Origin of the sequence: Streptomyces sp. NPDC005551 (genome assembly GCF_042871785.1) — a bacterium.
Taxonomy (GTDB): Bacteria; Actinomycetota; Actinomycetes; order Streptomycetales; family Streptomycetaceae; genus Streptomyces.
Genome location: NZ_JBIAJE010000003.1, coordinates 899,947 through 924,407 on the forward strand (window position 1 = coordinate 899,947; position 24,461 = coordinate 924,407).

20 protein-coding genes are annotated in these 24,461 nt (G+C 71.9%); 14 read left to right on the plus strand and 6 right to left on the minus strand.

Annotation, left to right across the window (positions count from 1 at the left end; all coding sequences use genetic code 11):
• Positions 1-206: 206 nt before the first annotated feature.
• Together ACFYP4_RS12295 and ACFYP4_RS12300 are read right to left on the minus strand one after the other, a co-directional pair.
• Positions 207-1,205 (minus strand): LacI family DNA-binding transcriptional regulator, encoded by a 999-nt coding sequence (locus ACFYP4_RS12295; RefSeq protein WP_358855336.1) that lies wholly within the window; start codon positions 1,203-1,205, stop codon positions 207-209.
• A gap of 155 nt (positions 1,206-1,360) precedes the next feature.
• On the minus strand, positions 1,361-2,017 hold the full coding sequence (locus ACFYP4_RS12300) for a hypothetical protein (protein WP_358855335.1): 657 nt from the start codon (positions 2,015-2,017) through the stop codon (positions 1,361-1,363).
• Between the two features lie 221 nt (positions 2,018-2,238).
• On the opposite strand from ACFYP4_RS12300, the gene ACFYP4_RS12305 reads away from it, so the two are divergent.
• From ACFYP4_RS12305 to ACFYP4_RS12320, 4 genes are all read left to right on the plus strand, one after another.
• Positions 2,239-2,895: a helix-turn-helix transcriptional regulator gene (locus tag ACFYP4_RS12305; RefSeq protein WP_358855334.1), complete on the plus strand. Its 657-nt coding sequence runs from the start codon at positions 2,239-2,241 to the stop codon at positions 2,893-2,895.
• Positions 2,896-2,927: 32 nt separating this feature from the next.
• A complete protein-coding gene (locus ACFYP4_RS12310) occupies positions 2,928-3,458 on the plus strand; it encodes a toxin-antitoxin system, toxin component (protein ID WP_358855342.1) in 531 nt (176 codons plus the stop codon).
• A 24-nt stretch (positions 3,459-3,482) separates the two neighbouring features.
• Positions 3,483-4,703, plus strand: a complete 1,221-nt coding sequence (locus ACFYP4_RS12315; RefSeq protein WP_358855333.1) for an MAB_1171c family putative transporter — start codon at positions 3,483-3,485, stop codon at positions 4,701-4,703.
• A gap of 141 nt (positions 4,704-4,844) precedes the next feature.
• Positions 4,845-5,075, plus strand: a complete 231-nt coding sequence (locus tag ACFYP4_RS12320) for a hypothetical protein (RefSeq protein WP_358855332.1) — start codon at positions 4,845-4,847, stop codon at positions 5,073-5,075.
• Between the two features lie 31 nt (positions 5,076-5,106).
• Here ACFYP4_RS12320 and ACFYP4_RS12325 read toward each other — a convergent pair whose 3' ends face one another.
• Both ACFYP4_RS12325 and ACFYP4_RS12330 read right to left on the minus strand, forming a co-directional pair.
• Positions 5,107-5,799, minus strand: a complete 693-nt coding sequence (locus ACFYP4_RS12325) for a 4'-phosphopantetheinyl transferase superfamily protein (protein ID WP_358855331.1) — start codon at positions 5,797-5,799, stop codon at positions 5,107-5,109.
• On the minus strand, positions 5,796-6,656 hold the full coding sequence (locus ACFYP4_RS12330; RefSeq protein WP_358855330.1) for a metallophosphoesterase: 861 nt from the start codon (positions 6,654-6,656) through the stop codon (positions 5,796-5,798). Before ACFYP4_RS12330 ends, ACFYP4_RS12325 begins: the two co-directional genes overlap by 4 nt.
• Before the next feature lie 293 nt (positions 6,657-6,949).
• Here ACFYP4_RS12330 and ACFYP4_RS12335 point away from each other — a divergent pair, with 293 nt between their 5' ends.
• The 3 genes from ACFYP4_RS12335 to ACFYP4_RS12345 all read left to right on the plus strand — a co-directional run bounded on the left by ACFYP4_RS12335 (position 6,950) and on the right by ACFYP4_RS12345 (position 10,809).
• Positions 6,950-8,116 (plus strand): ATP-grasp domain-containing protein, encoded by a 1,167-nt coding sequence (locus tag ACFYP4_RS12335; protein WP_358855329.1) that lies wholly within the window; start codon positions 6,950-6,952, stop codon positions 8,114-8,116.
• A 156-nt stretch (positions 8,117-8,272) separates the two neighbouring features.
• Positions 8,273-8,971: an SDR family NAD(P)-dependent oxidoreductase gene (locus tag ACFYP4_RS12340; RefSeq protein WP_358855328.1), complete on the plus strand. Its 699-nt coding sequence runs from the start codon at positions 8,273-8,275 to the stop codon at positions 8,969-8,971.
• Between the two features lie 152 nt (positions 8,972-9,123).
• Positions 9,124-10,809, plus strand: a complete 1,686-nt coding sequence (locus tag ACFYP4_RS12345; RefSeq protein WP_358855327.1) for a carbohydrate binding domain-containing protein — start codon at positions 9,124-9,126, stop codon at positions 10,807-10,809.
• A 67-nt stretch (positions 10,810-10,876) separates the two neighbouring features.
• Here the strand turns inward: ACFYP4_RS12345 and ACFYP4_RS12350 are convergent, their stop codons facing one another.
• The gene (locus ACFYP4_RS12350) at positions 10,877-12,214 is read right to left on the minus strand and encodes a 6-phospho-beta-glucosidase (protein ID WP_358855326.1); all 1,338 of its coding nucleotides are present in this window, start codon (positions 12,212-12,214) and stop codon (positions 10,877-10,879) included.
• 595 nt (positions 12,215-12,809) lie between these two features.
• Between ACFYP4_RS12350 and ACFYP4_RS12355 the strand changes: the two genes are divergently transcribed.
• Entirely contained in the window at positions 12,810-14,636 is a 1,827-nt protein-coding gene (locus tag ACFYP4_RS12355; RefSeq protein ID WP_358855325.1) for an AMP-dependent synthetase/ligase, read from the plus strand.
• 199 nt (positions 14,637-14,835) lie between these two features.
• Positions 14,836-16,236 carry a glycoside hydrolase family 16 protein gene (locus tag ACFYP4_RS12360; protein WP_358855324.1) on the plus strand — a complete coding sequence of 467 codons (1,401 nt, stop codon included), beginning with the start codon at positions 14,836-14,838 and terminating at the stop codon, positions 16,234-16,236.
• Positions 16,237-16,290: 54 nt separating this feature from the next.
• Here ACFYP4_RS12360 and ACFYP4_RS12365 read toward each other — a convergent pair whose 3' ends face one another.
• Positions 16,291-17,190, minus strand: coding sequence for a helix-turn-helix domain-containing protein (locus ACFYP4_RS12365; protein WP_388785028.1), 900 nt, complete (start codon positions 17,188-17,190; stop codon positions 16,291-16,293).
• A 145-nt stretch (positions 17,191-17,335) separates the two neighbouring features.
• On the opposite strand from ACFYP4_RS12365, the gene tkt reads away from it, so the two are divergent.
• The 5 genes from tkt to pgi form a co-directional block, all read left to right on the plus strand.
• The gene (gene tkt / locus ACFYP4_RS12370) at positions 17,336-19,411 is read left to right on the plus strand and encodes a transketolase (RefSeq protein ID WP_388785030.1); all 2,076 of its coding nucleotides are present in this window, start codon (positions 17,336-17,338) and stop codon (positions 19,409-19,411) included.
• Positions 19,412-19,430: 19 nt separating this feature from the next.
• Positions 19,431-20,576 carry a transaldolase gene (gene tal / locus ACFYP4_RS12375; protein ID WP_388785032.1) on the plus strand — a complete coding sequence of 382 codons (1,146 nt, stop codon included), beginning with the start codon at positions 19,431-19,433 and terminating at the stop codon, positions 20,574-20,576.
• Entirely contained in the window at positions 20,573-22,327 is a 1,755-nt protein-coding gene (gene zwf, locus ACFYP4_RS12380) for a glucose-6-phosphate dehydrogenase (protein ID WP_358852991.1), read from the plus strand. The genes tal and zwf overlap by 4 nt, the downstream gene beginning before the upstream one ends.
• The gene (gene opcA, locus ACFYP4_RS12385; RefSeq protein WP_358852992.1) at positions 22,324-23,259 is read left to right on the plus strand and encodes a glucose-6-phosphate dehydrogenase assembly protein OpcA; all 936 of its coding nucleotides are present in this window, start codon (positions 22,324-22,326) and stop codon (positions 23,257-23,259) included. The genes zwf and opcA overlap by 4 nt, the downstream gene beginning before the upstream one ends.
• Positions 23,252-24,461: glucose-6-phosphate isomerase (gene pgi / locus ACFYP4_RS12390; RefSeq protein ID WP_388785035.1), on the plus strand; the 1,210-nt coding region annotated here is incomplete at its 3' end. The genes opcA and pgi, both read left to right, overlap by 8 nt.

Consider the following 24,461-nt stretch of genomic DNA (forward strand, 5'->3'; position numbering starts at 1 on the left):
AGAATCCGTAATTATTTGACAGTGCCGTGGATCGCAACGGTGCGTCGCTTGCACGAGGCCCGCGAAGCCCGTGTCGCGTTTGCGCGGCGGGGCGTCGGCGTGCACGGAACGCGGGGAGCGGCCGGGCCCCCCGGGTGTGCGGGACGTCGCGCCAGGGGTGCCCAGGGGCGGCGGTGTCAGCCGCGCGGCGCCTGCGCGGCGCGGTGTCAGCCGCGCGGCGCCTGCGCGGTCGAGCCGCGCACCACCAGTTCCGGCTCGAACAGGAGCTCCTCGGCCGGTACGGAGCTGCCGCCGATCTGGGCGTTCAGCAGTTCGACGGCGGCCCGGCCCATGGCCTCGATGGGCTGCCGGACGGTGGTCAGCGGGGGTTCGGTGCAGTTCATGAACGCGGAGTCGTCGTAGCCGACGACGGAGACCTGCGCGGGGACGGCGAGTCCCTTGCGCCGGGCGGCCCGTACGGCGCCGAGCGCGAGCGGGTCGCTGGCGCAGATGATGCCGGTGACCCCGCGGTCCAGCAGCCGGGTGGCGGCGGCCTGTCCGCCCTCCAGGGAGAACATGGCGCGGGCGATGTGCTCGTCGGGCAGGTCGGCACCGAAAGCGCGGGCCGCCGCCAGTTTGCGCTGCGAGGGCATGTGGTCGGCGGGGCCGAGGACGAGCCCGATCCGCTCGTGCCCCAGCGAGGCCAGGTGCCGCCAGGCCTGCTCGGTGGCGACGGCGTCGTCGCAGGAGACGCCGGGGAAGCCGAGGTGTTCGATGGACGCGTTGACCAGGACCACCGGGATCCTGCGGTCCGCGAGCCGGCGGTAGTGGTCGTGCGGCGCGTCGGCCTGCGCGTACAGGCCGCCCGCGAAGACCACGCCGGACACCTGCTGCTGGAGCAGGAGTTCCACGTAGTCGGCCTCGGACACCCCGCCCTTGGTCTGCGTGCACAGGACGGGTGTCAGTCCGAGCTGGGCGAGCGCCCCGCCGATCACCTCGGCGAAGGCAGGGAAGATCGGGTTCTGCAGCTCGGGCAGCACCAGGCCCACCAGCCGGGCGCGTTCGCCGCGCAGTTGCGTGGGCCTCTCGTAACCGAGGACGTCGAGCGCCGAGAGCACCGCCTGCCGGGTGGCGTCGGAGACTCCGGGCTTGCCGTTGAGCACCCGGCTGACCGTGGCCTCACTGACCCCGACCTTCTTGGCCACCTGAGCAAGTCGTCGCGTCATGCGCGCAAGAATAGCGCAAGCCATGCAAGCGGCTTGCGTTGTCCGGGGCCGATGCGCAGGTTCGCCAGTGAGGACGCAGGGAGCTCTCATCCCGGCCCCGGCCGTGCCGAGCAGCCGCGGGGAGGCGCCGGTGACGCGGGAGGGGCCGGGAGCCGCTACACGACGCGGAGGTGTGCGGCGCCGTGCCGGGCCGGGCGGGTCCTGCGCGGGACGAGCGGCGTGCGGCGTGCCTCGCGCAGGACCAGGGTCAGGCGCGTATAGCCCATGTCCTGAAGGGTCTTGGGGGTCTCACCGACGACCCGGCAGTCCGTACGGCCCCAGCGCGGGTCGGGGTGCACGAGCGGGCGCACCGCTCCGTCCTGCTCCACGCCCTGGGGGCCCACGGCCCGGATCCAGTGCGGCAGCCCCTGCCGGTAGGCGGCCTCCATGAGGGGGTCCTGGGCGATGTCCCGGCGGATCGACTGCAGACCGCGGTCCTGCGCGTGCCGCTCCACGGCGGCGGCGAAGTGGGCCAGCATCGGCAGACACCAGCTCGACTCGTGCTCGCCGAGAACCGTGGCCGCATCGGGGTGGAACAGGACGAACCGCAGGAAGTTGTCGCCCGGCATCGCCGTCGGATGCGGGCCGACACCACGGAAAAGTGTCTCGAACGCGGCGTTGGACAGGACGACGTCCCATCGGTGGTCGAGCACGACCGACGGAAAGGGGAGAGCGTCGAGAAGCGTGGCGTAGTCCTGGAGATACGCCTGAGCCTCGAGACTCTCGGGGACGGGCCGCGGCTGTGACCGCTGCCCTCCTGCCTGGTACGCCATCGGGAGGTCACCCCTCTTGCCTATGCGGCCTTCACGCGGCGCCCCGATCCTGCTGCCCGGAGCGGAGTCGTGTCAACTATCGTGGCATTTGGCGCCTGTTGACGGCTGAATCCCGCCACAGTTGTGGCGAGACCTGGCTGTGGGTTCGAACGAGCGGCTACTCTCCGGGGGGTTCCTGAGTATCTTGTGAGAGACCTGAGAGAGACGTAGGAGATCTGTCGGTGACGGATGGCTTCGAGGTTCCGGGCGCCGTGGCGACGGTTCTGCTGCCGGCCGTCGTGGCCCGGGTCACCGCACTCGCCGACCGGCTCGGTGTGCCGCACGGCGAGATCTTCGACGTGCGACGCCTGTCGGCCGAGTCCGGCGTCCCCGAACCGGTGGTCAAGGCCCTGCTGAGCGGCAGGCCCGCCGGCGAACCCGACCTGCAGACGCGGTTCCTGCAGCGGTTCGACCTGCTGCGCCGCACGCGGCTCAAGCCCAACGGGCGCAAGTACACGCAGCAGGAGATCGCCGACGGCGCGGGCATGTCGCGGCAGCAGGCCGGAGCCCTCATCAACGGCGACCGGCGGCCCACCATGGAGCACTGCGACGCGATCCAGCGCTTCTTCCGGGTGCACGCCGGATTCCTCACGGCCGAGGACCCCGAGGCGCTCGCGAGCGCGCTCCAGCGCTGCGAGCAGGAACTCCTCCAGCAGCTCGCCGACCGTGAACGCGCGGCGGCCCTCGCCGCCGACGACCCGCTGGAGCGGCTGCTCCAGGACCACGGCGTCCGCGGCATCGCCTGGCGGGCCGCGCAGCTGCCCACGGACCAGCACCGGGACAAGGTCGCGGAATGGCTGGACATGCTCCTGGAAAGCGTCAAGCGGCCCGAGTCGTGATCCGGGGGAGAACAGTGGGCATTGGCAGGGAGATGCGCCGCCTGTGCGGCGAGCTGGTCGCGGAACTCTCGCTGCCCGCGCCGGCGGAGCCCGCCGACCTGTACGGCGCCCTGTGCGACGCCATGAGCAGGCGCCGCGGCCGTCCCGTCCAGTACCGCACGGCCGCCTTCCCGCCCGGCACCGCCAGCGGGCTGTGGCTCGACATGGCCGACCAGGACCTCGTCATCATCGAGCAACGCACCGCCCCCGACCACCAGTTGGTGATCCTCGGGCACGAGCTGTGGCACATGAAGGCCGGGCACTGCGGCCATCATGTGCAGGGCGCGGCCGTCGCGGCCCGGCTGCTGCGCGACGACGCGGATCTCCAGGCCACCGTGCTCAGGGTGGCGGCCCGCACCCGGTTCGACCTCGGCGACGAGCAGGACGCCGAGAGCTTCGGCCTGCTCCTCGCCAGCAAGTGCCGCAGGTGGCTGACCGGTTCGCCGCTGCGCGGGCCGGTGCGGCGGGACGACCTGGCGGGCCGGATCGAGGCCTCCCTGGGCTACCGCGGGCCGCAGGGCTGAGCACCCCGGAAGACCCCGAGGACCATGGACGGATCCAGCTACTACATCCCCGCCGTCGCCATGGGCGTCTCCCTCGCCGTGAAGGCGCCCGCGCTCCTCCGGGGCTGGCGCGACCCGCTGCTGCGGTCCGTGGGCGTGCTCCTCGCCCTGGCCGGTCTCGTCTTCCTCTTCGCCGCCCCGCCCACCATCGCCGAGGTCAACGAACTCACCGGCGTCCCGAACTTCTCGGCGCCGCTGGTCTACTGCCTGCTGAGCGCCTTCAGCGCCTCCTGCCTCGTACTGATCGTCAACTGGCGCGGCGGGCCCCCCGAGTCGACCCGCCGCGTCTCCCGGCGCTGGACCGCCGGGTACACCCTGGTGAGCGTGGCACTGGTGGTCCTGTTCGTACTCGGCGACACCCCCGAGGAACGGCTGCGGGACTTCGACACCCACTACGCCAACACGCCCTTCGTCCGCGAGATGATCGTGCTCTATCTGGTGGCGCTCACGGTCGCGGGCGTCGCGGTGAACGTCATGTGCTGGCGCTGGGCGCTCCAGGTGCGCGGCTGGCTGCGTGCCGGGCTGCTCACCATCGCGACCGGCTTCCTGTGCAACATCCCGTACGCGGCGGCCAAACTGACCGCCGTGGCCGCCCGGTGGAACGGCGGCGACCTGGACGGCCTGAGCACCTACGTGGCCCCCGTGCTCGCCTCGCTCGGGGCGCAGCTGAGCGCGGTCGGATTCTGCCTCCCGCTGGCCGGGCGGCGCGTCGGGGACATCTGGAGCACCTGGTCGACGTACCGCAGGCTCGGGCCGCTGTGGCGGGAGCTGAACTCGGTCGCCGGGCACGGGGAGCGGGCGGTGCGGATCGCCTGGTGGTCCCCCGCCGAACTCCAGGTCACCCAGCGGGAGTCCGACATCCACGACGGAATGCTCGGCCTGTACCCCTACTTCGACACCGAGGTGCGCTCCTTCGCCTACGACGCCGCCGTGGCGGCGGGTGCGGAACCCGCCGAGGCGCGGGCCGAGGCGGACGCCGCGATGGTGTCGGCGGCCGTACGGGCGAGGGCCGCCGACCCGGAGGGCAGGGTCATCAGCTCGGCGGCGGCCTCCGCCGCCCCCGCGCCGCCGGAGGCGGCGGCCGACGGTCCCCGCGACCTCGTGCGGATGTCGGTCGCCCTGCGCCGGTCACCCGTGGTCGCGGCCGTCCGGCGACGGGCCGCGACGACCGGGCAGGCCCCCGGCCGGGGGAAACGCTCCCGCTGACCCTGTCCGGCCAACGAATTCACAATGTTCCACGTCCGCCGGGCGGGCGAACCCACGGCTGCGGAAGCCGGATTGTCAGTGGGGGACGGCAAGCTGGAGTCACGTACCGCTTCGACCAGCCGACCCGGGGAGAGCCGTCCGATGCCGACCGCCGTACTGACCGACCACGAACGCGCCGCCGTGCAGGCCTATCTGCGTCTCCTCCAGACCGTTCGCGCCGCGTTCGACGGACTGCCGGACGCCGGGCGCCCGCCCGTGGTGCCGCCGGCCGCGCTCGCCGAGGCGGAGCGCGCGCTCGCGGCGGCCGGCCTCGCGGGCAACGAGGCGGAGTTCTTCCGGCTGCTGCACAGCTGGTGCCCGCGGTCGGGGTGAGGCCGGCGGGGACGGATCCGAGCGGTGGTCCTCAGCGGCGCGGCACGGTGAGCGCCGTCGCCAGCAGGCCCCGCTGGACGGTCCAGCGTCCCTCGAAGGCCTGGACGCGCGCGCCGTCCACCAGCGGCCCCGGCACGAGGAGTTCGGCGCGGAGGCGGCCGGTGCGCGGCGCGGCGTCCCCGGTCTGCGGATCCGGGAAGAGGTCGATGTCCGCCTCGGAGAAGTCCAGCCACTGCCCGGTCAGGGGGAACCACGCCTTGTAGACGGACTCCTTGGCGCTGAACAGCAACCGGTCCCAGTGGACGGAGGGGACGGCCGCCGAAAGCCGCCGCAGCCGCTCCCGCTCCGTGGGCAGGACGATGGCGTCGAGGACACCCTCGGGGAGTTCCAGGTGGGGCTCGGCGTCGATGCCGAGGGAGGCGAGGTCGGCGGTGCGGACCAGCGCGGCGGCGCCGTAGCCCTCGCAGTGCGTCATGCTGCCGGTCAGGCCCTCCGGCCAGCGGGGGGCTCCGCGCTCGCCCGGCAGGATCGCCCGCGGGGGCACGCCGAGCTTCTCCATGGCGCGCCGGGCGCACGCGCGCACGGCGGTGAACTCCCGGCGGCGCTTCGCCACGGCGCGCGCTATCAGCGCCTCTTCCTCGGGGTACAGCGCGGCGCGCCCGGCCTCGTCGTCACCGAACGTCTCCACGGCCACGACCGGCTCCGGGAGCAGTTCCTCGATCACCCGGCTCCGACCTCCATCGGCAGAATGCGGCGCGGCGTACCGTGCGGTCCCGGACGTCTGCTCCACTCGCGGGGGTAGCCCACCGACACCTCTTCGAAGCGGACGCCCTGGTGATAGGTGGTCCGCGGGATGTGGAGATGACCGTAGACCATCACGGCCGTGCGGAACCTGCGGTGCCAGTCGGCGGTCAGCCCGGTGCCGCACCACATCGCGAATTCGGGATAGTGCAGGATGTCCGTCGGGTGCCGGTCCAGCGGGTAGTGGTTGACCAGCACCGTGGGCAGCTCTTCGGGCAGCTCGGCGAGTCTGCTCTCGGTCTCGGCGACCCGGGCCCGGCACCAGGCGTCGCGGCTGGGGTACGGGTCGGGGTGCAGGAGATGCTCGTCGGTGCAGACGATACCGGTCGACTCCGCGTAGTCGAGACCCTGCGCCTTGGTCTCGCAGCCCTGCGGCAGGAACGAGTAGTCGTAGAGCAGGAAGAGGGGCGCCACGACCGCGGGGCCGCCCCGGCCCTCCCACACGGGGTAGGGGTCCTCGGGGGTGAGGACACCGATCTCGCGGCACAGCGCGACGAGGTGTTCGTAGCGGGCGACGCCGCGCAGGGTGACGGTGTCCTTCGGGTGGGTCCACAGCTCGTGGTTGCCGGGGGTCCAGATCACCTTGCGGAAGCGTCCGGCGAGCGTTTCCAGGACCCACCGGATGTCGGCCACGGTCTCCGCGACGTCTCCGGCCACCAGGAGCCAGTCGTCGTCGGTCGTGGGGCGCATCCGCTCGACCAGGGCGCGGTTCTCGGCGTATCCGACGTGCAGATCGCTGATGGCCAGCAGGTGCCCGGCACGGCCGGCCGTCGCGTCCACTCCCGCTCCCTCCTAGATCCTTGTGGACCACAAGAACACATCCGCCGGGCACCGACAAGAGCGGCTCGACCGGGTTCCGAGTCCACGTTCCGGGAGTCCGCGCGGACCGCCCGTGGGGGCCGCCTGCCAATCCGTAACACGCCCGTGGCGCCACGGAGGCCCCGCGCCCCCTATGATCGGGCCAACACCACTGCCACGAGCCTCTTCGGCGTACGGCCTCGGTGTACCTCCCTCTACCCTCGGCCGGGCCCGGCCCGCTCCGCCGTGCCCGCACACCCTGAAAGGTGGCCTGCATGGCCTCTCGCGTACGCGTCTGGCTCAACCGCACGTACGCGGAGAACGTGTTCTTCATGGATCAGCTGCGGCGCAATCCGCACGACCGGCCGGTCGAGATCCGTGTCACACACGGCGACGCCGACTCCCCTCTCCTGGCCGCGGCCGACAGCGCCGCGCTGGAGCCGGAGGGACTCTCCCGGGCCGCGTACGTGGAGTACGCGCTGGACCAGTGCGCACGGCACGGCATCGACGTGTTCGTGCCCGTCCTGCACCAGGCCGAGATCGTGGCGCACCGCGCGGAGTTCGCGGCGCTCGGTACGGCCCTGCTCGCGCCGCCCGCCGAGGCCGTGTCCGTCTTCCACGACAAGGTGACGGCGTACGAGGCGGTGCAGGCGCAGGGGGTGCCGGTGCCGCCGTGGTGGCGGGTGCGGACGGCGGAGGAACTCCTCGCGGCGGTCGAATCGCTGGAGGCCGACGGCCACCAGGCGTGTTTCAAGCCCGCGGTGGGCGCGGGCGGGGTGGGCTTCCGCGTCGTCACCCGCGAACCGTTCTCGCTCACGCACCTCGACGGCTTCCCCGGTGCGCAGGTGCCGCTCGACATGGTCGTGGAGGCGGTGCGGCGGGCCGAGCAGCCGGTGGACTGGCTGGTGATGCCGCTCCTGGGGGAGCCGGAGGTGTCCGTGGACTGCCTCACCGGACCCGACGGCCGGGTGCGGATGGCCGTGGGCCGCACCAAGAACGGGCGGCGCCGCGGTTTCACGCTCCACCCGTCGTGGACCGGACCGGCCCGACGGGTCGCCGAGGCGTTCGAACTGCACTATCTGACGAACATCCAGTTCCGGATGTACGGGGACGAGCCCGTCCTCATGGACGTCAACACGCGTCCGGCGGGCGGGCTGCACCAGCTCGCGCAGTGTGGTGTCAACGCCCCTTGGGCGGCCGTGCAGTTGGCGCTCGGTGAGGAGCCGGGCGACCTGACGCCCGCGCGGCTCGCGCAGGACTACACGGTGGTGTCGGGTCCGCGGCCGCTGCGCCCCCTCTCGCTGCCGCGGCAGCGGACGAACACCCCGGCTCAGCCACTGCCCGCGGTGCCTTCGCCGACGTCCCAGGCATCCCAGACCTCCCTGGGCTCAGCGGCTGCCGCGCAGGACGCGACGACGACCACCGCGACGGCACCCGCCTGAGGGCTGTCCCGGGGGAAGCGGCCGGTGGCGCGGCGCAGACATGATCCCCATCCCCCGCCATCCCGGGTCGTGCGTGCGGGCGCGAGGGTGGTACCGGCCTTCCTACCGTCGAAGCGTCCCTGGCTCCCCTCCCTCATCGGGACGAGTATCGGACGCATGACGATCACCTTCATCACCGGAGCCAACAAGGGGCTCGGCCGCGAGACCGCCCGCCGCCTGATCGAGTGCGGCCACACCGTGCTCGTCGGAGCCCGCGACCGCGAGCGGGGCGAGGAGACAGCCGCCGCGCTCGGCGCCCGCTACGTCCCCATCGACGTGACCGACGACGCGTCCGTGGCCGCCGCCGCCGCGAACGTCGCCGAACACGAGGGCAGGATCGACGTCCTGATCAACAACGCCGGTGTGCACGGCCCCGTCGGCGATCCCGGCGACCTCACCGCCGCCGACGCCCGCGCCGTCCTCGACGTCAACGTCATCGGTGTCGTCCGCACCACCACCGCGTTCCTGCCGCTGCTGCGCCGCTCGGACGCCCCGGCGATCGTCAACGTCAGCAGCGGCATGGGCTCCCTCGCCCTCACCCACGACCCGGGCCGGCCCGAGTCACGGGTCGTCGCGCCGCTGTACACCTCGTCGAAGGCGGCGCTGACGATGTTGACCACGCAGTACGCCAAGGGGCTCCAGGGCATCCGCGTCAACGCCGCCGACCCCGGCTACACCGCGACCGACCTCAACGGTCACAGCGGCCCCCAGACCGTCACCGAGGGCACGGACGCGATCGTCGCCCTCGCCACCGAGGAGCCCGGCGCCGGTACCGGACGCTTCGTCTCCCGTCACGGGGAGATCGCCTGGTCCTGAAACCGGCCGCACCGGAACCGAATTGCAACAACCGGTCTGGACCAATTCCGGGCCCACCTCTTGACAGTGGCATTGGTCCATACCAACTTGGTTGCGCACTCCCCCGCATTCCCCTGCACTCCCGAACACCCCCATTTCTCCAGGGAGATCGCGTGCGCATCACACTGTTCCGGCGTTCCAGACGACGCCTCCTCGCCCTGCTCGGCACCGCCGCCCTGGCCATGACCGGGGCGGTCGCTCTGCCCGGTACGGCCCAGGCGGCGAACGTCCTGACCAATCCCGGCTTCGAGTCGGGCGGCCTCTCCCCCTGGACCTGCACGGGCAACCTGGGTTCGGTCGTCTCCAGTCCCGTGCACGGCGGCTCCAAGGCCCTCGCGGGGGCCGCGAGTTCGAGCGACAACGCCAAGTGCACCCAGACCGTCTCCGTCCAGCCGAACACCACGTACAGCCTCTCGGCGTGGGTGCGCGGCAGCTACGTCTACCTGGGGGTGGACGGCGGCGCCTCGACGTGGACGTCCTCCGCCGCGGGCTACAGCCAGCTGGCCCTGTCCTTCACCACCGGCGCCTCGCAGACCAGCGCCAAGATCTACACCCACGGCTGGTACGGCCAGGGCACCTACTACGCCGACGACATCAGCCTGGACGGCCCCGGCGGCGGTGGTTCGGACGCGCAGGCACCGTCGGCTCCGGCGAGCCTGCGGTCCACGGGCAAGACCTCGTCGAGCGTGTCCCTCGCCTGGAACGCGTCGACGGACAACGTCGGCGTGACGGCGTACGACGTCTACAGCGGCTCGAACCAGGTGCTCACCGTCTCCGGCACCAGCGCGACGGTCAGCGGGCTCTCGCCCAGCACGGCCTACAGCTTCACGGTCAAGGCACGCGACGCGGCGGGGAACACCTCGGGCGCGTCCAACGCGGTGAGCGTGACGACCGACGCCGGCGGGGGCGGCGGCACCGGCTTCAAGCAGGCGGCGCCCTACCTCTACCTCGGCTGGGGCGACCCGCCGAGCGCGACCTCGGTGATGAGCTCGACGGGCATCAAGTGGTACACGATGGCGTTCATGCTCGACCAGGGCGGCTGCAACCCGGCCTGGGACGGCAGCCGTCCCCTCACCGGGGGCAACGACCAGAGCGTCATCAACTCCATCCGGTCCGCGGGCGGTGACATCGTCCCGTCGTTCGGCGGCTGGTCGGGCAGCAAGCTCGGCGCCAACTGCTCCTCCGCGAGCGCGCTCGCCGCGGCGCTGCAGAAGGTGATCGACGCCTACAGCCTCAAGGCGATCGACATGGACATCGAGAACACCGACGAGTTCGAGAACGCCGCTGTCCAGGACCGCATCCTCACCGCACTGAAGACCGTCAAGGCGAACAACCCGGGCCTGCGCACGATCATCACGTTCGGCACGACGACGACCGGTCCCACGTACTGGGGCAACCGGCTCATCGAGCAGGCCAAGGCGCTCGACGCCGGGATCGACGTCTTCACGATCATGCCGTTCGACTTCGGCGGCGGATCCGACATGTACGGCAGCACGGTGAGCGCCACCGAAGGCCTGAAGACCAAGCTCAGGTCGACCTTCGGCTGGGACGACGCGACGGCCTACTCCCACATCGGCATCTCCGGCATGAACGGCCTGAGCGACCAGCAGGAGAACACCACTCCCGCGATGTGGGCCCAGATCCGCGACTGGGCGAACTCGCACCACATCGCCCGCCTCGCCTTCTGGTCGGTCAACCGCGACCGCCCCTGCCCCGGTGGCGGCGTGACGAGCAACTGCTCGGGCATCAGCCAGACCGACTGGCAGTTCACCTCCATCACGGCCGGGTTCACCGGCTGACGCTCTCCGCGTGGGGGTACCGGGCCGCCGGTCGGCCGGGTACCCCCACGCGCACGTCCGGCCACGGCTACTTCAGGTAGGCCAGCCCCGGATGCGCCGCCGTGTAGCCGGTGACCAGCCGGTGGGCGACGTTCACCGAGTCGACCAGGGGGTGCAGGGCGAAGGCCTTGACGGCGGTGGTGCGGGAGCCCGACTCCGCGGCGGCGAGGACCTCGCGCTCGACCGCCTTGACCGCGCACACCAGCCCGGTGGCGTGGTACGGAAGCGGGTCCACCGCGACGGGGTGCGCGCCGTTGGCGTCGACCAGGCACGGCACCTCGATGACGGCCTCGGCGTCCAGGACGGCGAGGGTGCCGCGGTTGCGGACGTTCAGGATCAGCGTGGTGCGCTCGTCGCGGGCGATGGCCCGCATCAGGGCGAGGGCGACCTTCTCGTAGCCGCCCGACAGGTCGTCCGCGTCGCGCTCGCCGGCGCCCGCCGCGTCCCGGTTCTCCGCCATGTACGTCGCCTCGCGCTCGGCGCGCGTGCGGTCCCAGGCCGTCAGCGCCGCGGCACCGGGGCGCCGCATCTCCTCGTAGAAGGCGGCCTGCTGGTCGCGCAGGAAGGCGCCGCGGGTCTTCTTCGCCGCCTGGTAGGCCCGTACGGTCTCGCGGTTGAAGTAGTAGTAGTGCAGGTACTCGTTCGGGACGGCGCCCAGGGACCGGAGCCAGTCGGCGCCGAAGAGCCTGCCTTCCTCGAAGGAACCGAGCAGCCCGGGGTCGGCGAGCAGGCGCGGGAGCTCGTCCCGGCCCGCGACGCGCAGACCGCGTACCCAGCCCAGGTGGTTGAGACCGACGTAGTCGATCCAGGCCTCTCGGGGGTTCGCGCCGAGCACGCGGGCGATACGGCGGCCGAGGCCGACCGGGGAGTCGCAGATGCCGATCACGCGGTCGCCGAGGTGCCGTGACATGGCCTCGGTGACCAGTCCCGCGGGGTTGGTGAAGTTGATGACCCAGGCGTCGGGGGCGAGCCGGGCCACGCGCCGCGCGACGTCGGCCGCGACCGGCACGGTGCGCAGGCCGTACGCGACGCCCCCGGCGCCCACCGTCTCCTGGCCGAGGACACCCTCGGCGAGGGCGACGCGTTCGTCCGCCGCCCGCCCCTCGAGGCCGCCGACGCGGATCGCGGAGAAGACGAAGTCGGCGCCGCGCAGGGCGTCGTCGAGGTCGGTGGTGACGGTCACCACGGGGGCACCCTGCTGCCCTGCCGCCTGCTCGGCGAGGACCCGGGCCACCGCCGAGAGCCGTTCCGCGTCCACGTCGTGCAGCACGACATGGGTGACGCGGCCCTCGGCCCGGTCTGCGAGGAGCGCCCCGTACACGAGCGGCACCCGGAACCCGCCGCCACCCAGAATCGTCAGCTTCACGCCACTCCTGCCTTCCCCGGCTGTCCTGCCACGATCACCCCTACGCCCGCTGCCGCCGCGGCGTACCGCGTCGGTGCGTCGGCCGGCGTGTCCGTCTCTATCACGCCGGACGCCTCCCGGTCCCGGGGCTTCACACGGTCCGTCGCAGGGAACGTGACTGGTCGGCGGGCAGGGCCGGCCGGGCACAGGGCCGCAGGACCGGCGCTGCCGGCGCGCCGCGCACGGTGCCGGAGGGATTCCGGGCGGCCGCGGCCCCGGGCCCGTCCGACCCGGCCGGAACGACGGAGGCGCGCACGGTGCCGGGCACCCCGCGCACCTTCCGGCCACCGCGTCCGCGGCCGTCGCCGGCCCGGTGAAGAGCGGGATGAAGGGGGACGGCGTCAGGCAGCCGTGGGCGACGGGCGCGCCGAAGGGACCCCGCGCGGCCCGCCGGACACACGACGCCGCTCGGAACGCGCGGCGGGGACCGGCGTCATCCGGCCTGTTCCCGCGCGGTTCGGCTCCGCTCGTTGACCGCCCCCGACGCCGCTCCTACTGTCCGAGCGAGCGCCGAGGGAGTTGCCGACGATCCGCCGCAGCCTGCCAGGAGGCCGTCATGACGCACGCCACGCGCACAGCCGCAGCCGGGGATCCGGCCGGGCCGCGGACCCTGCCCCAACTCGTGGAGCGCAACGCCCGGCTCCATCCGGGCCGGCCGGCCCTGTCCTGGCGGGAGCCCGGCGCCGACGAGTGGAACACCCTGGACTGGGCCGGGGTACGGGACCGCACCACGCGCCTCGCGGCGGGATACGCCGCGCTGGGCGTCGGCCGGGGCGACCACGTGCTGCTGATGATGGCCAACCGGCCCGAGCACTGGCTGTCCGACCTCGCGCTGGTGCGCCTGGGCGCGGTGCCGGTCACCGTGTACGGCACCTCCGCGGAGCCCCAGCTGGCGCACATCGCGCGCAACTGCCGTGCCTCCGTGGCCGTCGTGGAGGGCGCCGCCGAGGCCGCCCGGTGGGCGGCGCCGCTGGACGACGAGGACACCCCGCTCACCCGGCTGGTCGTGGTGGAGCCCGGGAGCGGGGGCGCCCACCTGCCGTACTCCGCCCTGTCCGAGGAGCCGGTGCCGGAGCACTTCGGCACGTCGCTCGACGCGTCGCGCCTCGACGACCCGGTCACCGTCGTGTACACCTCGGGCACCACCGGCGAGCCCAAGGGCGTGGTGCTCACCCACCGGCAGGTGCTGGCGAACGCCCGCGCCATCGACGGGGTCGTCGAACTCCCGCCGTACGTCGAGCACATCAGCTATCTGCCGTTCGCCCACATCGCGGAACGCATGCTGAGCATCTACGTGCCCTGCCACCGGGTCTCCCACGTCTACCTGTGCCCCGATCCGCAGCGTGTCGCCGAGGCCGTGCGCGCGGTGCGCCCCGCCCAGTTCTTCGGGGTGCCGAGGATCTGGGAGAAGCTGGCCACGACCGTGCGGACCGGGCTCGCGGTGCTGCCCGGGGAGCAGCAGGACGCCGTCGCACAGGCGATGCGGGTGGCGCGGGACCACGTCGCCTGCCGGGAGCGCGGCGAGGAGCCGCCCGCCGGACTCGCCGCGGCCTACGCGCAGGCCCGCGAGCGGGTACTGGTGCCGCTGCTGGCCGCCGGCGGTCTCGACCGGGTCACCTGGGCGGCCAGCGCGTCGGCACCCATGCCGATCGACGTGGTGCGTTTCTGGGCGGGTTTCGGCATCGTCGTGATGGACGCCTGGGGGATGACGGAGACGGCGGGCGTGGCCACCGCGAACAGTCCGCACGGCGGCTTCCGGCTGGGCTCCGTGGGGCGACCCGTGCCCTCGGTGGAGGTCAGGGTCGCCGCGGACGGCGAGCTGGAGGTGCGCGGCGAGTCCGTCTTCGCCGGTTACCTCCGCGAGGACGGGGCGGTGGCGCCCGCCGTGGACGAGGAGGGCTGGCTGCGCACCGGTGACGTGGGCCGTGTCGACGAGGACGGATACGTCTGGATCACGGACCGCAAGAAGGAGATGATCATTACCTCGACGGGGAAGAACGTCTCCCCCGCACTGGTTGAGAACGCACTCAAGGAGCACCCGTTGATCGGGCAGGCCCTCGTGCACGGCGACCACCACTCCTACCTGGTGGCCCTGCTCGTGCTGGACCCGGAGGCGGCGCCGGCCTGGGCGGCTGCCCACGGCATCGGCACCGGGACGGACCCGGCCGCCCTCGCCGGGCATCCCGCCGTGCGCGCCGAGGTGGACCGGGCGGTCGCCGCCGCCAACTCCCGCCTGAACCGGACCGAGCAGGTCAAACGGTACGAAGTGCTGGCCGAGGAGTGGGGTCCCGCGACCGGTGAGCTGACCCCGTCGCTGAAGATGCGCCGCCGTGTCATCCGCGACAGGTACGCGGCGGTACTGGAAGGTCTGTACAAGGACTGAACCCGCCTCCCGCGCACCACGTCGTCCTCCGGGCGGGCCTGCGCCTTCACACCCTGAACTCCGCTTCCCCGTACGGACTTTCTCGGCTTGACCTCTTGACGGCCGGGGTGCCGGAGAGCACATTGGCCGCGCAGCTGCTGTGAGAGCGCTCTCAAAAACCACCCGCACACCTCACTCCGCACCCGAAGAGGGCACCCCCATGAGTGAAACGTCCGGCACACCCGGCAGACGCGCCCCACTGCGGCGCGCTCTCATCGCCGTGTTCAGCACCCTCGGCCTGGCGGCCGCCGCCGCCACGGCCGCCACCCTCCCCGCGACCGCGTCCGCTCCGCCGCCCCCCTCCGGCTGGTCCCAGGTCTTCGTCGACGACTTCACCGGCCCCGCCGGCAGCGGCGTCAACACGACCGACTGGCAGTACACGACGGGCACCAGCTACCCCGGCGGTCCCGCCAACTTCGGTACCGGCGAGATCGAGACGATGACCAGCAGCACCGACAACGTCTCGCTCGACGGCTCCGGCAATCTGCGGATCACCCCGCGGCGCGACGCGTCCGGCCACTGGACCTCGGGCCGCGTCGAGACCAGGCGCACCGACTTCCAGCCGCCCGCGGGCGGCAAGCTGCGCGTCGAGGCCCGCATTCAGATGCCGAACGTGACCGGCCCCGCCGCCAAGGGCTACTGGCCGGCGTTCTGGATGCTCGGCTCCCCCTTCCGGGGCAACTACTGGAACTGGCCGGGCATCGGCGAGCTGGACATCATGGAGAACGTCCAGGGCCTCAACACCGAGTGGGCCACCATGCACTGCGGCACCTCCCCGGGCGGCCCGTGCAACGAGACCTCGGGCATCGGCGGCAACACCCCCTGCACCGGGGCGACGTGCCAGGCCGGGTTCCACACGTACGCCGTCGAGTGGGACAGGTCCACGAGCGTCGAGGAGATGCGCTTCTATCTGGACGGCGTCAACTTCCACACGGTCAAGGCGACTCAGGTCGACGCCACGACCTGGACGAACGCCACGAACCACGGCTACTTCATCATCCTGAACGTGGCGATGGGCGGCGGCTTCCCCGACGCCTTCGGCGGCGGCCCGGACGGCGGGACCGAGCCGGGCCACCCGATGGTCGTCGACTACGTGCAGGTCCTCAAAGCCGCGGGCGGGGGCGGCACCACGCCGCCGCCGTCCGGCAACCGTGACGCGTACAGCGCGATCCAGGCCGAGTCCTACGACGGCCAGGGCGGCGTGAGCACCGAGTCGACCACCGACTCGGGCGGCGGGCAGAACATCAGCGCGATCGGCAACGGCGACTGGGCCCTCTTCAAGGGAGTCGACTTCGGCTCCACGGCGGCCAGGCAGTTCTACGGCCGGGTGGCGAGCGGTGCGGCGGGCGGCGTCAGCGGCCTGGTCGAGGTGCGCCTGGACAGCCGTACGAGCACTCCCGTCGGCAGCTTCGCGGTGGGCAGCACGGGCGGCTGGCAGAGCTGGCGGACGGTCCCGGCGAACATCACCGGCGTCACCGGCACCCACGACGTCTATCTGACCTTCAGCAGCGGCCAGCCGGCCGATTTCGTGAACGTCAACTGGTTCGACTTCGGCCACTGACGGGAGGGACACCACCGGCGGACGGGGAAGGGGCGGGCCCGCGGGCCCGCCCCTTCAGCGCAGCTCCAGCCGGAACTGCGCCGGGGTCAGGTCCGTGTGCTGGTGGAAGAACTTGGAGAAGTTGGCGGCGTCCGGGAAGCCGACGGCGGCGCCGACGCGGCCGATCGGCATGTCCGTGTGGGCGAGGAGCCGTTTGGCCTCCAGCGTCACCCGCTTGTCGATGAAGCCCTTCGGGGTCTCACCGGTCGCCGCCCGCACCGCGCGCACCAGGGTGCGGCGGGAGTAACCGAGCGCGTCGGCATACGCGCTGACGCTGTGATTGGTGGCGAATCCCCGCTCCACCGCGTCCCGGAACCGGGTGAACGTGGTGTCGCCGCCCTCCCGCGCCGCCCCGGCCGAAGTCTCCGCCAGGTGGGCCAGCCGCAGCAGGAACGCCGTCAGGGAGTGCCGCAGCACCGAAGTGCGCAGGCCGGGCGGCAGGGTGACGGTGTCGGCGTACTCGCGCTCCAGCTGGGCGAGGGAGTGCTCCAGGGCGGCGAACCGCGCCGCGTCGGGCCGCAGCAGCGGGGGCTGGTCGTAGCGGTAGAGCCCGGTGGCCTCGACCGTGGCGCGCGGCAGAAAACCCGGTTGCATGGTCAGCACGGTCCCGCGGTACCCGTTGGTACGGGAGAAGCGGTGGACCTGGCCGGGACGGATCCAGAGCAGCTCACCCGCGGCGGCCTCGTACTCGGCGAAGTCGATCATGTGTCGGACGGGACCTTCGTGGAACAGCATGACGACGTGGAAATCGATGCGGTGCACGCGGTCCAGCGGCGCGTCCGCGTGCCAGGTGCGGCCGGTGCCCATCGGTCCCACCTGCATACCGACACCGGAGACGCTCAGGTCGACGGGGAAAGGAAAGGTCTTGATCCCCTCCTGCCCCCGGCTGCCGCCCTGGGATGTTATGTCCGCCATGTCCCTCTCGCGTCGATTCGGTCCCGCACTCGCTGTCCCACTTTCACCGAAGGCTGACACAGAGGCACCTTCCCCAGCAAAAGTCAGACTTTTAAGGTTGAACACGTCCGAGCAGTTTTCCCGCCCATCAAAGGACTTCTTGAAGATGAGCACGCAGACGTTCGACAGTCTCGAATGGACCGAACTCGACCGGCGTGCCGTCGACACCGCCCGCCTCCTGGCGGCCGATGCCGTACAGCAGGTCGGAAACGGACACCCCGGTACCGCGATGAGCCTCGCCCCGGCGGCGTACACCCTCTTTCAGAAGGTGATGCGGCATGACCCCGCCGACCCGGAGTGGACGGGCCGCGACCGCTTCGTGCTCTCCCCCGGGCACACGTCGCTGACCCTCTACACCCAGCTCTTCCTCTCGGGCTACGAGCTCGGCCTCGACGACCTGAAGGCGTTCCGCACGCACGGTTCGAAGACGCCCGGTCACCCCGAGTACGGGCACACCGCGGGTGTCGAGACCACCACCGGCCCCCTCGGCCAGGGTGTCGCGAATGCCGTGGGCATGGCGATGGCCGCCCGCTACGAGCGCGGACTCTTCGACCCCGAGGCCCCGGAGGGCGAGTCCCCCTTCGACCACACCGTCTGGGCGATCGTCTCGGACGGCGACCTCCAGGAGGGCATCTCCGCGGAGGCGTCGTCCCTGGCGGGCCACCAGAAGCTCGGCAATCTGGTCTTCGTCTACGACGACAACCACATCTCGATCGAGGGCGACACCGCCACGGCCTTCTCCGAGGACGTCCTCAAGCGGTACGAGGCGTACGGCTGGCACGTGCAGCGGATCGAGCCCGGCCCGGACGGCGACATCGACGTCCACGCGCTGCACACGGCGCTCAAGGAGGCGCAGGCCGAGACCGGGCGCCCGTCGATCATCGCGATGCGCACGATCATCGCCTGGCCCGCCCCGAACGCGCAGAACACCGAGGCCGCGCACGGCTCGGCGCTCGGCGCCGACGAGGTCGCGGCCACCAAGCGCGTCCTCGGCTTCGACCCGGAGCAGACGTTCCAGGTGGAGCCGGAGGTCCTGGCCCACGCCCGTCAGGCCCTGGACCGGGGCGCCGAGGCCCACGCCGCCTGGGACAAGCGGATCGCCGAGTGGCGTACGGCGCAGCCGGAGCGCGCGAGGCTCTTCGACCGGGTCCTCTCGGGCCAGCTGCCCGAGGACTGGGAGAGCGCGCTGCCGGTCTTCGAGGCCGGCACGTCCGTCGCCACGCGTGCCGCGTCCGGCAAGGTGCTCCAGGCACTCGGCCCGGTCATCCCCGAGCTGTGGGGCGGCTCCGCCGACCTCGCCGGCTCGAACAACACCACGATCGACAAGACCAGTTCCTTCCTGCCGGCGGGCAACCCGCTGCCGGAGGCCGACCCCTACGGCCGCACGGTGCACTTCGGCATCCGCGAGCACTCCATGGCCGCGGAGATGAACGGCATCGCCCTGCACGGCAACACCCGCGTCTACGGCGGCACCTTCCTGGTGTTCTCCGACTACATGCGCAACGCCGTACGTCTGTCCGCCCTCATGCAGCTGCCGGTGACGTACGTGTGGACGCACGACTCCATCGGCCTCGGCGAGGACGGCCCCACCCACCAGCCGGTCGAGCACCTCGCCTCGCTGCGCGCCATCCCCGGCCTGAACGTCGTCCGCCCGGCCGACGCCAACGAGACCGCGATCGCCTGGCGCGAGATCCTCAGGCGGCACGCCACCGCTCCCGCCCCGCACGGCCTCGCCCTCACCCGCCAGGGCGTGCCGGTGTACGAGCCCGACGAGGACACCGCCAGGGGCGGCTACGTCCTGCGGGAGTCGTCCACGGGGACCCCGGACGTCATCCTGATCGCCACCGGGTCCGAGGTGCACGTCGCCGCCGAGGCACGCGAGCGGCTGGAAGCCGGGGGCGTGGGCACCCGGGTGGTGTCGATGCCGTGCGTGGAGTGGTTCCAGGAGCAGCCCGCGGAGTACCGCGAGCGGGTCCTGCCGCCCGCGGTGAAGGCGCGCGTGGCGGTCGAGGCCGGCATCGGCCTGACCTGGTACCGGTACGTGGGTGACGCGGGACGCATCGTCTCCCTGGAGCACTTCGGCGCCTCCGCCGACGCCGGGACCCTCTTCGCCGAGTACGGCTTCACCGCCGAGAACGTCGCCTCCGCCGCGCGGGAATCCCTCGCCGCAGCGCGTGGTTGATCCGATCGCAAGAAAGAAGATGATCACTGTGACCGAAGCAACCGCAGCCGCGGGAGCCCTGGAACGCCTCTCCGGCGAGGGCGTCTCCATCTGGCTGGACGACCTGTCGCGCAAGCGGATCACGTCCGGCAACCTCGCCGAACTCGTGGCACACCAGCATGTGGTGGGCGTCACCACCAACCCCTCCATCTTCCAGGCCGCCATCGGCTCCGGAGAGGGCTACGAGGAGCAGCTCGCCGATCTCGCCGTGCGCGGCGTCACCGTCGAAGAGGCCGTCCGCATGATGACCACGCAGGACGTACGCGCCGCCGCCGACGTCCTGCGGCCCGTGTACGACGCGACGGGCGGCCGCGACGGACGGGTGTCCATCGAGGTCGACCCGCGCCTCGCGCACCGCACCGAGGCGACCGTCGCCGAGGCCAAGCAGCTCGCCTGGCTGGTCGACCGCCCGAACGTCATGATCAAGATTCCGGCGACGGAGGCCGGCCTCCCGGCGATCACCGAGGTCATCGGCCTCGGCATCAGCGTGAACGTGACGCTGATCTTCTCCCTGGAGCGCTACCGCAAGGTCATGGACGCCTACCTGGCCGGCCTGGAGAAGGCGCGGGACGCGGGCATCGACCTGTCCGGCATCCACTCCGTGGCCTCCTTCTTCGTCTCCCGCGTCGACAGCGAGATCGACAAGCGGCTGGCGAAGGTCGGCACGGACGAGGCCCTGGCCCTCAAGGGCCGGGCGGCGCTCGCCAACGCGCGTCTCGCCTACGAGGCGTACGAGGAGGTGTTCGGCGGCGGCCGCTGGACCGCTCTCGACGCCGCGGGGGCCAACAGGCAGCGCCCCCTGTGGGCCTCGACCGGGGTGAAGGACCCGGCGTACAAGGACACGCTGTACGTCGACGAGCTGGTCGCGCCGGGCACGGTCAACACCATGCCGGAGGCCACCCTCAGGGCGACCGGCGACCACGGTGACATCCACGGCGACACGGTGACCGGCGGCTACGACCGGGCGCGCGCCGACCTGGCGGCCGTCGAGGGCCTCGGCATCTCCTACGACGAGGTCGTCGGGCAGCTGGAGGACGAGGGCGTCGCGAAGTTCGAGGCGGCCTGGCAGGACCTGCTGGAGGCCGTGGCGACGTCGCTGGGCCGCAAGGGAGCTGAGACGTCATGAGCGAGACGCCGACCGGGAGCACGACGGACCGGGAGGCCGACGGGACGTCGCCCTCCCCCGCGGGCGACGCGAAGAGCGGCGCGGCGAAGCCGGATGCTCCGACGAAGCGGGCCGGGGCCGCGACGGCGAAGCCGAAGGGCGGGACCGCGGCGGGCGGGACCGGGAGTGACGGCGACGCGTCGGCGGACCTCGCCGGGGCCCTCGGCGTGTCCGGCGCCGACTCCGACTCCGACTGGGAGAACCCGCTGCGCCACCCCCAGGACCGTCGGCTGCCCCGCATCGCCGGTCCTTCGGGTCTGGTCATCTTCGGCGTCACCGGCGACCTCTCCCGCAAGAAGCTGATGCCGGCCGTCTACGACCTCGCCAACCGCGGGCTGCTGCCGCCGGGTTTCTCGCTCCTCGGGTTCGCCCGGCGCGAGTGGGAGGACCAGGACTTCGCCCAGGTGGTGCACGACTCCGTGCGGGAACACGCCCGTACGGAGTTCCGCGAGGAGGTCTGGCAGCAGCTCGCCGAGGGCATGCGCTTCATCCCGGGCGACTTCGACGACGACACGGCGTTCAAGCAACTGCGGTCCGCCGTGCAGGAGTTGGACGCCTCCCGCGGCACCAGCGGCAACTACGCGTTCTACCTCTCCGTACCGCCGAAGTTCTTCCCGAAGGTCGTCAAGCAGCTGAAGAAGCACGGGCTCGCGGACGCACCCGAGGGCTCCTGGCGGCGCGCGGTCATCGAGAAGCCGTTCGGCCACGACCTGGCGAGCGCGCGTGAGCTGAACGCGATCGTGCACGAGGTGTTCGACCCGGACCAGGTGTTCCGTATCGACCACTACCTGGGCAAGGAGACCGTCCAGAACATCCTGGCGCTGCGCTTCGCCAACCAGATGTACGAGCCGGTCTGGAACCGCAGCTACGTCGACCACGTGCAGATCACGATGGCCGAGGACATCGGCATCGGCGGCCGGGCCGGCTACTACGACGGCATCGGCTCCGCCCGCGACGTGATCCAGAACCACCTGCTCCAGCTGATGGCGCTGACCGCCATGGAGGAGCCGGCCGCCTTCGACGCCGAGTCGCTGCTCACCGAGAAGCTGAAGGTCCTGCGGGCCGTCAAGCTGCCGGAGAACCTGGGCGAGCACACCGTGCGCGGTCAGTACGCGGCGAGCTGGCAGGGCGGGGAACGGGTGCCCGGCTATCTGCAGGAGGACGGCATCGACCCGAAGTCGACGACCGACACCTACGCGGCCGTCAAACTCCAGGTCGACAACCGCCGTTGGGCGGGCGTCCCGTTCTACCTCAGGACCGGCAAACGGCTCGGCCGCCGGGTGACGGAGATCGCGGTGGTCTTCCAGCGCGCCCCGCACTCCCCGTTCGACTCGACGGCCACCGAGGAACTCGGCGCGAACGCGATCGTCTTCCGCGTCCAGCCCGACGAGGGCATGACGGTGCGCTTCGGATCGAAGGTGCCGGGTACGTCGATGGAGATCCGGGACGTGTCGATGGACTTCGCCTACGGCGAGTCCTTCACGGAGTCCAGCCCGGAGGCGTACGAACGGCTGATCCTGGACGTCCTGCTCGGCGACGCCAACCTCTTCCCCCGTCACCAGGAGGTGGAGGAGTCCTGGAAGATCCTCGACCCGATCGAGGGCTACTGGGCCACGCACGGCAAGCCCGCGCAGTACGCCTCGGGCACCTGGGGCCCGAAGGAAGCCGACGAGATGCTCGCACGAGACGGACGGAGCTGGCGCAGGCCATGAAGATCGACCTGACCGACACCACGGCAAGCAAGATCAACAAGGCCCTCGTGAAGGGCCGCCGCGCCATCGGCACACCGGCCGTGGGCATGGTCCTCACGATGGTCATCGTGACCGACGAGGAGAACGCCTACGACTCCATCAAGGCGGCCGAGGAGGCGTCGCGCGAACACCCCTCGCGCACCCTGGTCGTCATCAAGCGGCACGCCAGGACGCCGCGCGACCGCACCAACTCGCGCCTGGACGCCGAGGTCCGCGTGGGCGCCGACGCCGGCACCGGCGAGACCATCGTGCTGCGCCTGTACGGCGAGGTGTCCGACCACGCCGACTCGGTGGTCCTGCCGCTGCTGCTGCCCGACGCGCCGGTCGTCGTCTGGTGGCCGGTGGACGCGCCCCAGATCCCGGTCAAGGACCCGCTGGGCGCCCTCGCCGCGCGCCGGATCACCGACATGTACGCGGTCGAGACACCGCTCGCCGCGCTGGAGGCCCGTGCCGCCGCGTACGCGCCCGGCGACACCGACCTGGCGTGGACCCGGCTGACGCCGTGGCGCTCGATGCTGGCCGCCGCGCTCGACCAGGCCCGGACGAAGGTGACCTCGGCCGCCGTCGAGAGCGAGGCCGAGAACCCGAGCGCCGAGCTGCTCGCCCGCTGGCTGGAGGCCCGCCTCGCGGTCTCCGTCGAGCGTGTCGTCAGCGCGGGCCCCGTCGTCACCGCCGTCCGCCTGGGCACCGCCGGCGGCGAGATCCTCATCGACCGCCCCGAGGGCCCGATGGCCACCCTGACACTGCCCGGCCAGCCCCCGCGCACCCTCGCGCTGAAGGTCCGCAGCACCTCCGAACTGATCGCCGAGGAGCTGCGGCGCCTCGACGCGGACGAGATGTACGCCGTCGCCCTGCGGGGCGAGGGCACCGAGGAGATTCCCACCCATGTCTGACGTTCCCAAGCTCACGCACCGTCCGCAGTGGACGGCGCTGGAGGACCACCGCGCCCAGGAGCTGCTCCACCCGCAGCTGCGTGAGCTGTTCGCCGCGGATCCCGGTCGTGCGGACCGCTACACCGTGCGCGTCGGCGACCTGCTCATCGACTACTCCAAGCACCTGATCACGGACGAGACCCTGGCGCTGCTCCAGGAACTGGCCGCGGCGACCGGCGTGTTCGGCCTGCGGGACGCCATGTTCCGCGGGGAGAGGATCAACGTCACCGAGGACCGGGCGGTGCTGCACACCGCGTTGCGGGCCCCGCGGGACGCGGTGGTCGAGGTGGACGGGGAGAACGTGGTGCCGGCCGTGCACGGCGTGCTCGACCGGATGTGCGCGTTCGCGGACCAGGTCCGCTCCGGCGAGTGGACCGGCCACACCGGCAAGCGCATCAGGAACGTGGTCAACATCGGCATCGGCGGTTCCGATCTCGGCCCGGCGATGGCGTACGAGGCGCTGCGCGCCTTCACCGACCGCGACCTCACCGTCCGGTTCGTGTCGAACGTGGACGGCGCCGACCTGCACGAGGCGATCCGCGACCTGGACCCGGCCGAGACGCTGTTCGTCATCGCCTCGAAGACGTTCACCACCATCGAGACGATCACCAACGCCACCTCGGCCCGCACCTGGCTGCTCGCCGGGCTCGACGGCGAGGAGAAGGCGGTCGCCAGGCACTTCGTGGCGCTGTCGACGAACGGTGAGAAGGTCGCCGCCTTCGGTATCGACACGACGAACATGTTCGAGTTCTGGGACTGGGTCGGCGGCCGCTACTCGTACGACTCCGCGATCGGTCTGTCCCTGATGATCGCGATCGGCCCCGACCGGTTCCGCGAGATGCTCGACGGGTTCCGTCTCGTCGACGAGCACTTCCGCACCGCACCCGCCGAGTCCAACGCGCCGCTGCTGCTGGGCCTGCTGGGCATCTGGTACGGCAACTTCTTCGACGCGCAGTCGCACGCGGTGCTGCCGTACTCGCACTACCTGTCCAGGTTCACCGCGTACCTCCAGCAGCTGGACATGGAGTCCAACGGCAAGTCGGTGGACCGCGAAGGACGTCCGGTGGACTGGCAGACCGGACCGGTGGTGTGGGGCACGCCCGGCACCAACGGACAGCACGCCTACTACCAGCTCATCCACCAGGGCACGAAGCTGATCCCGG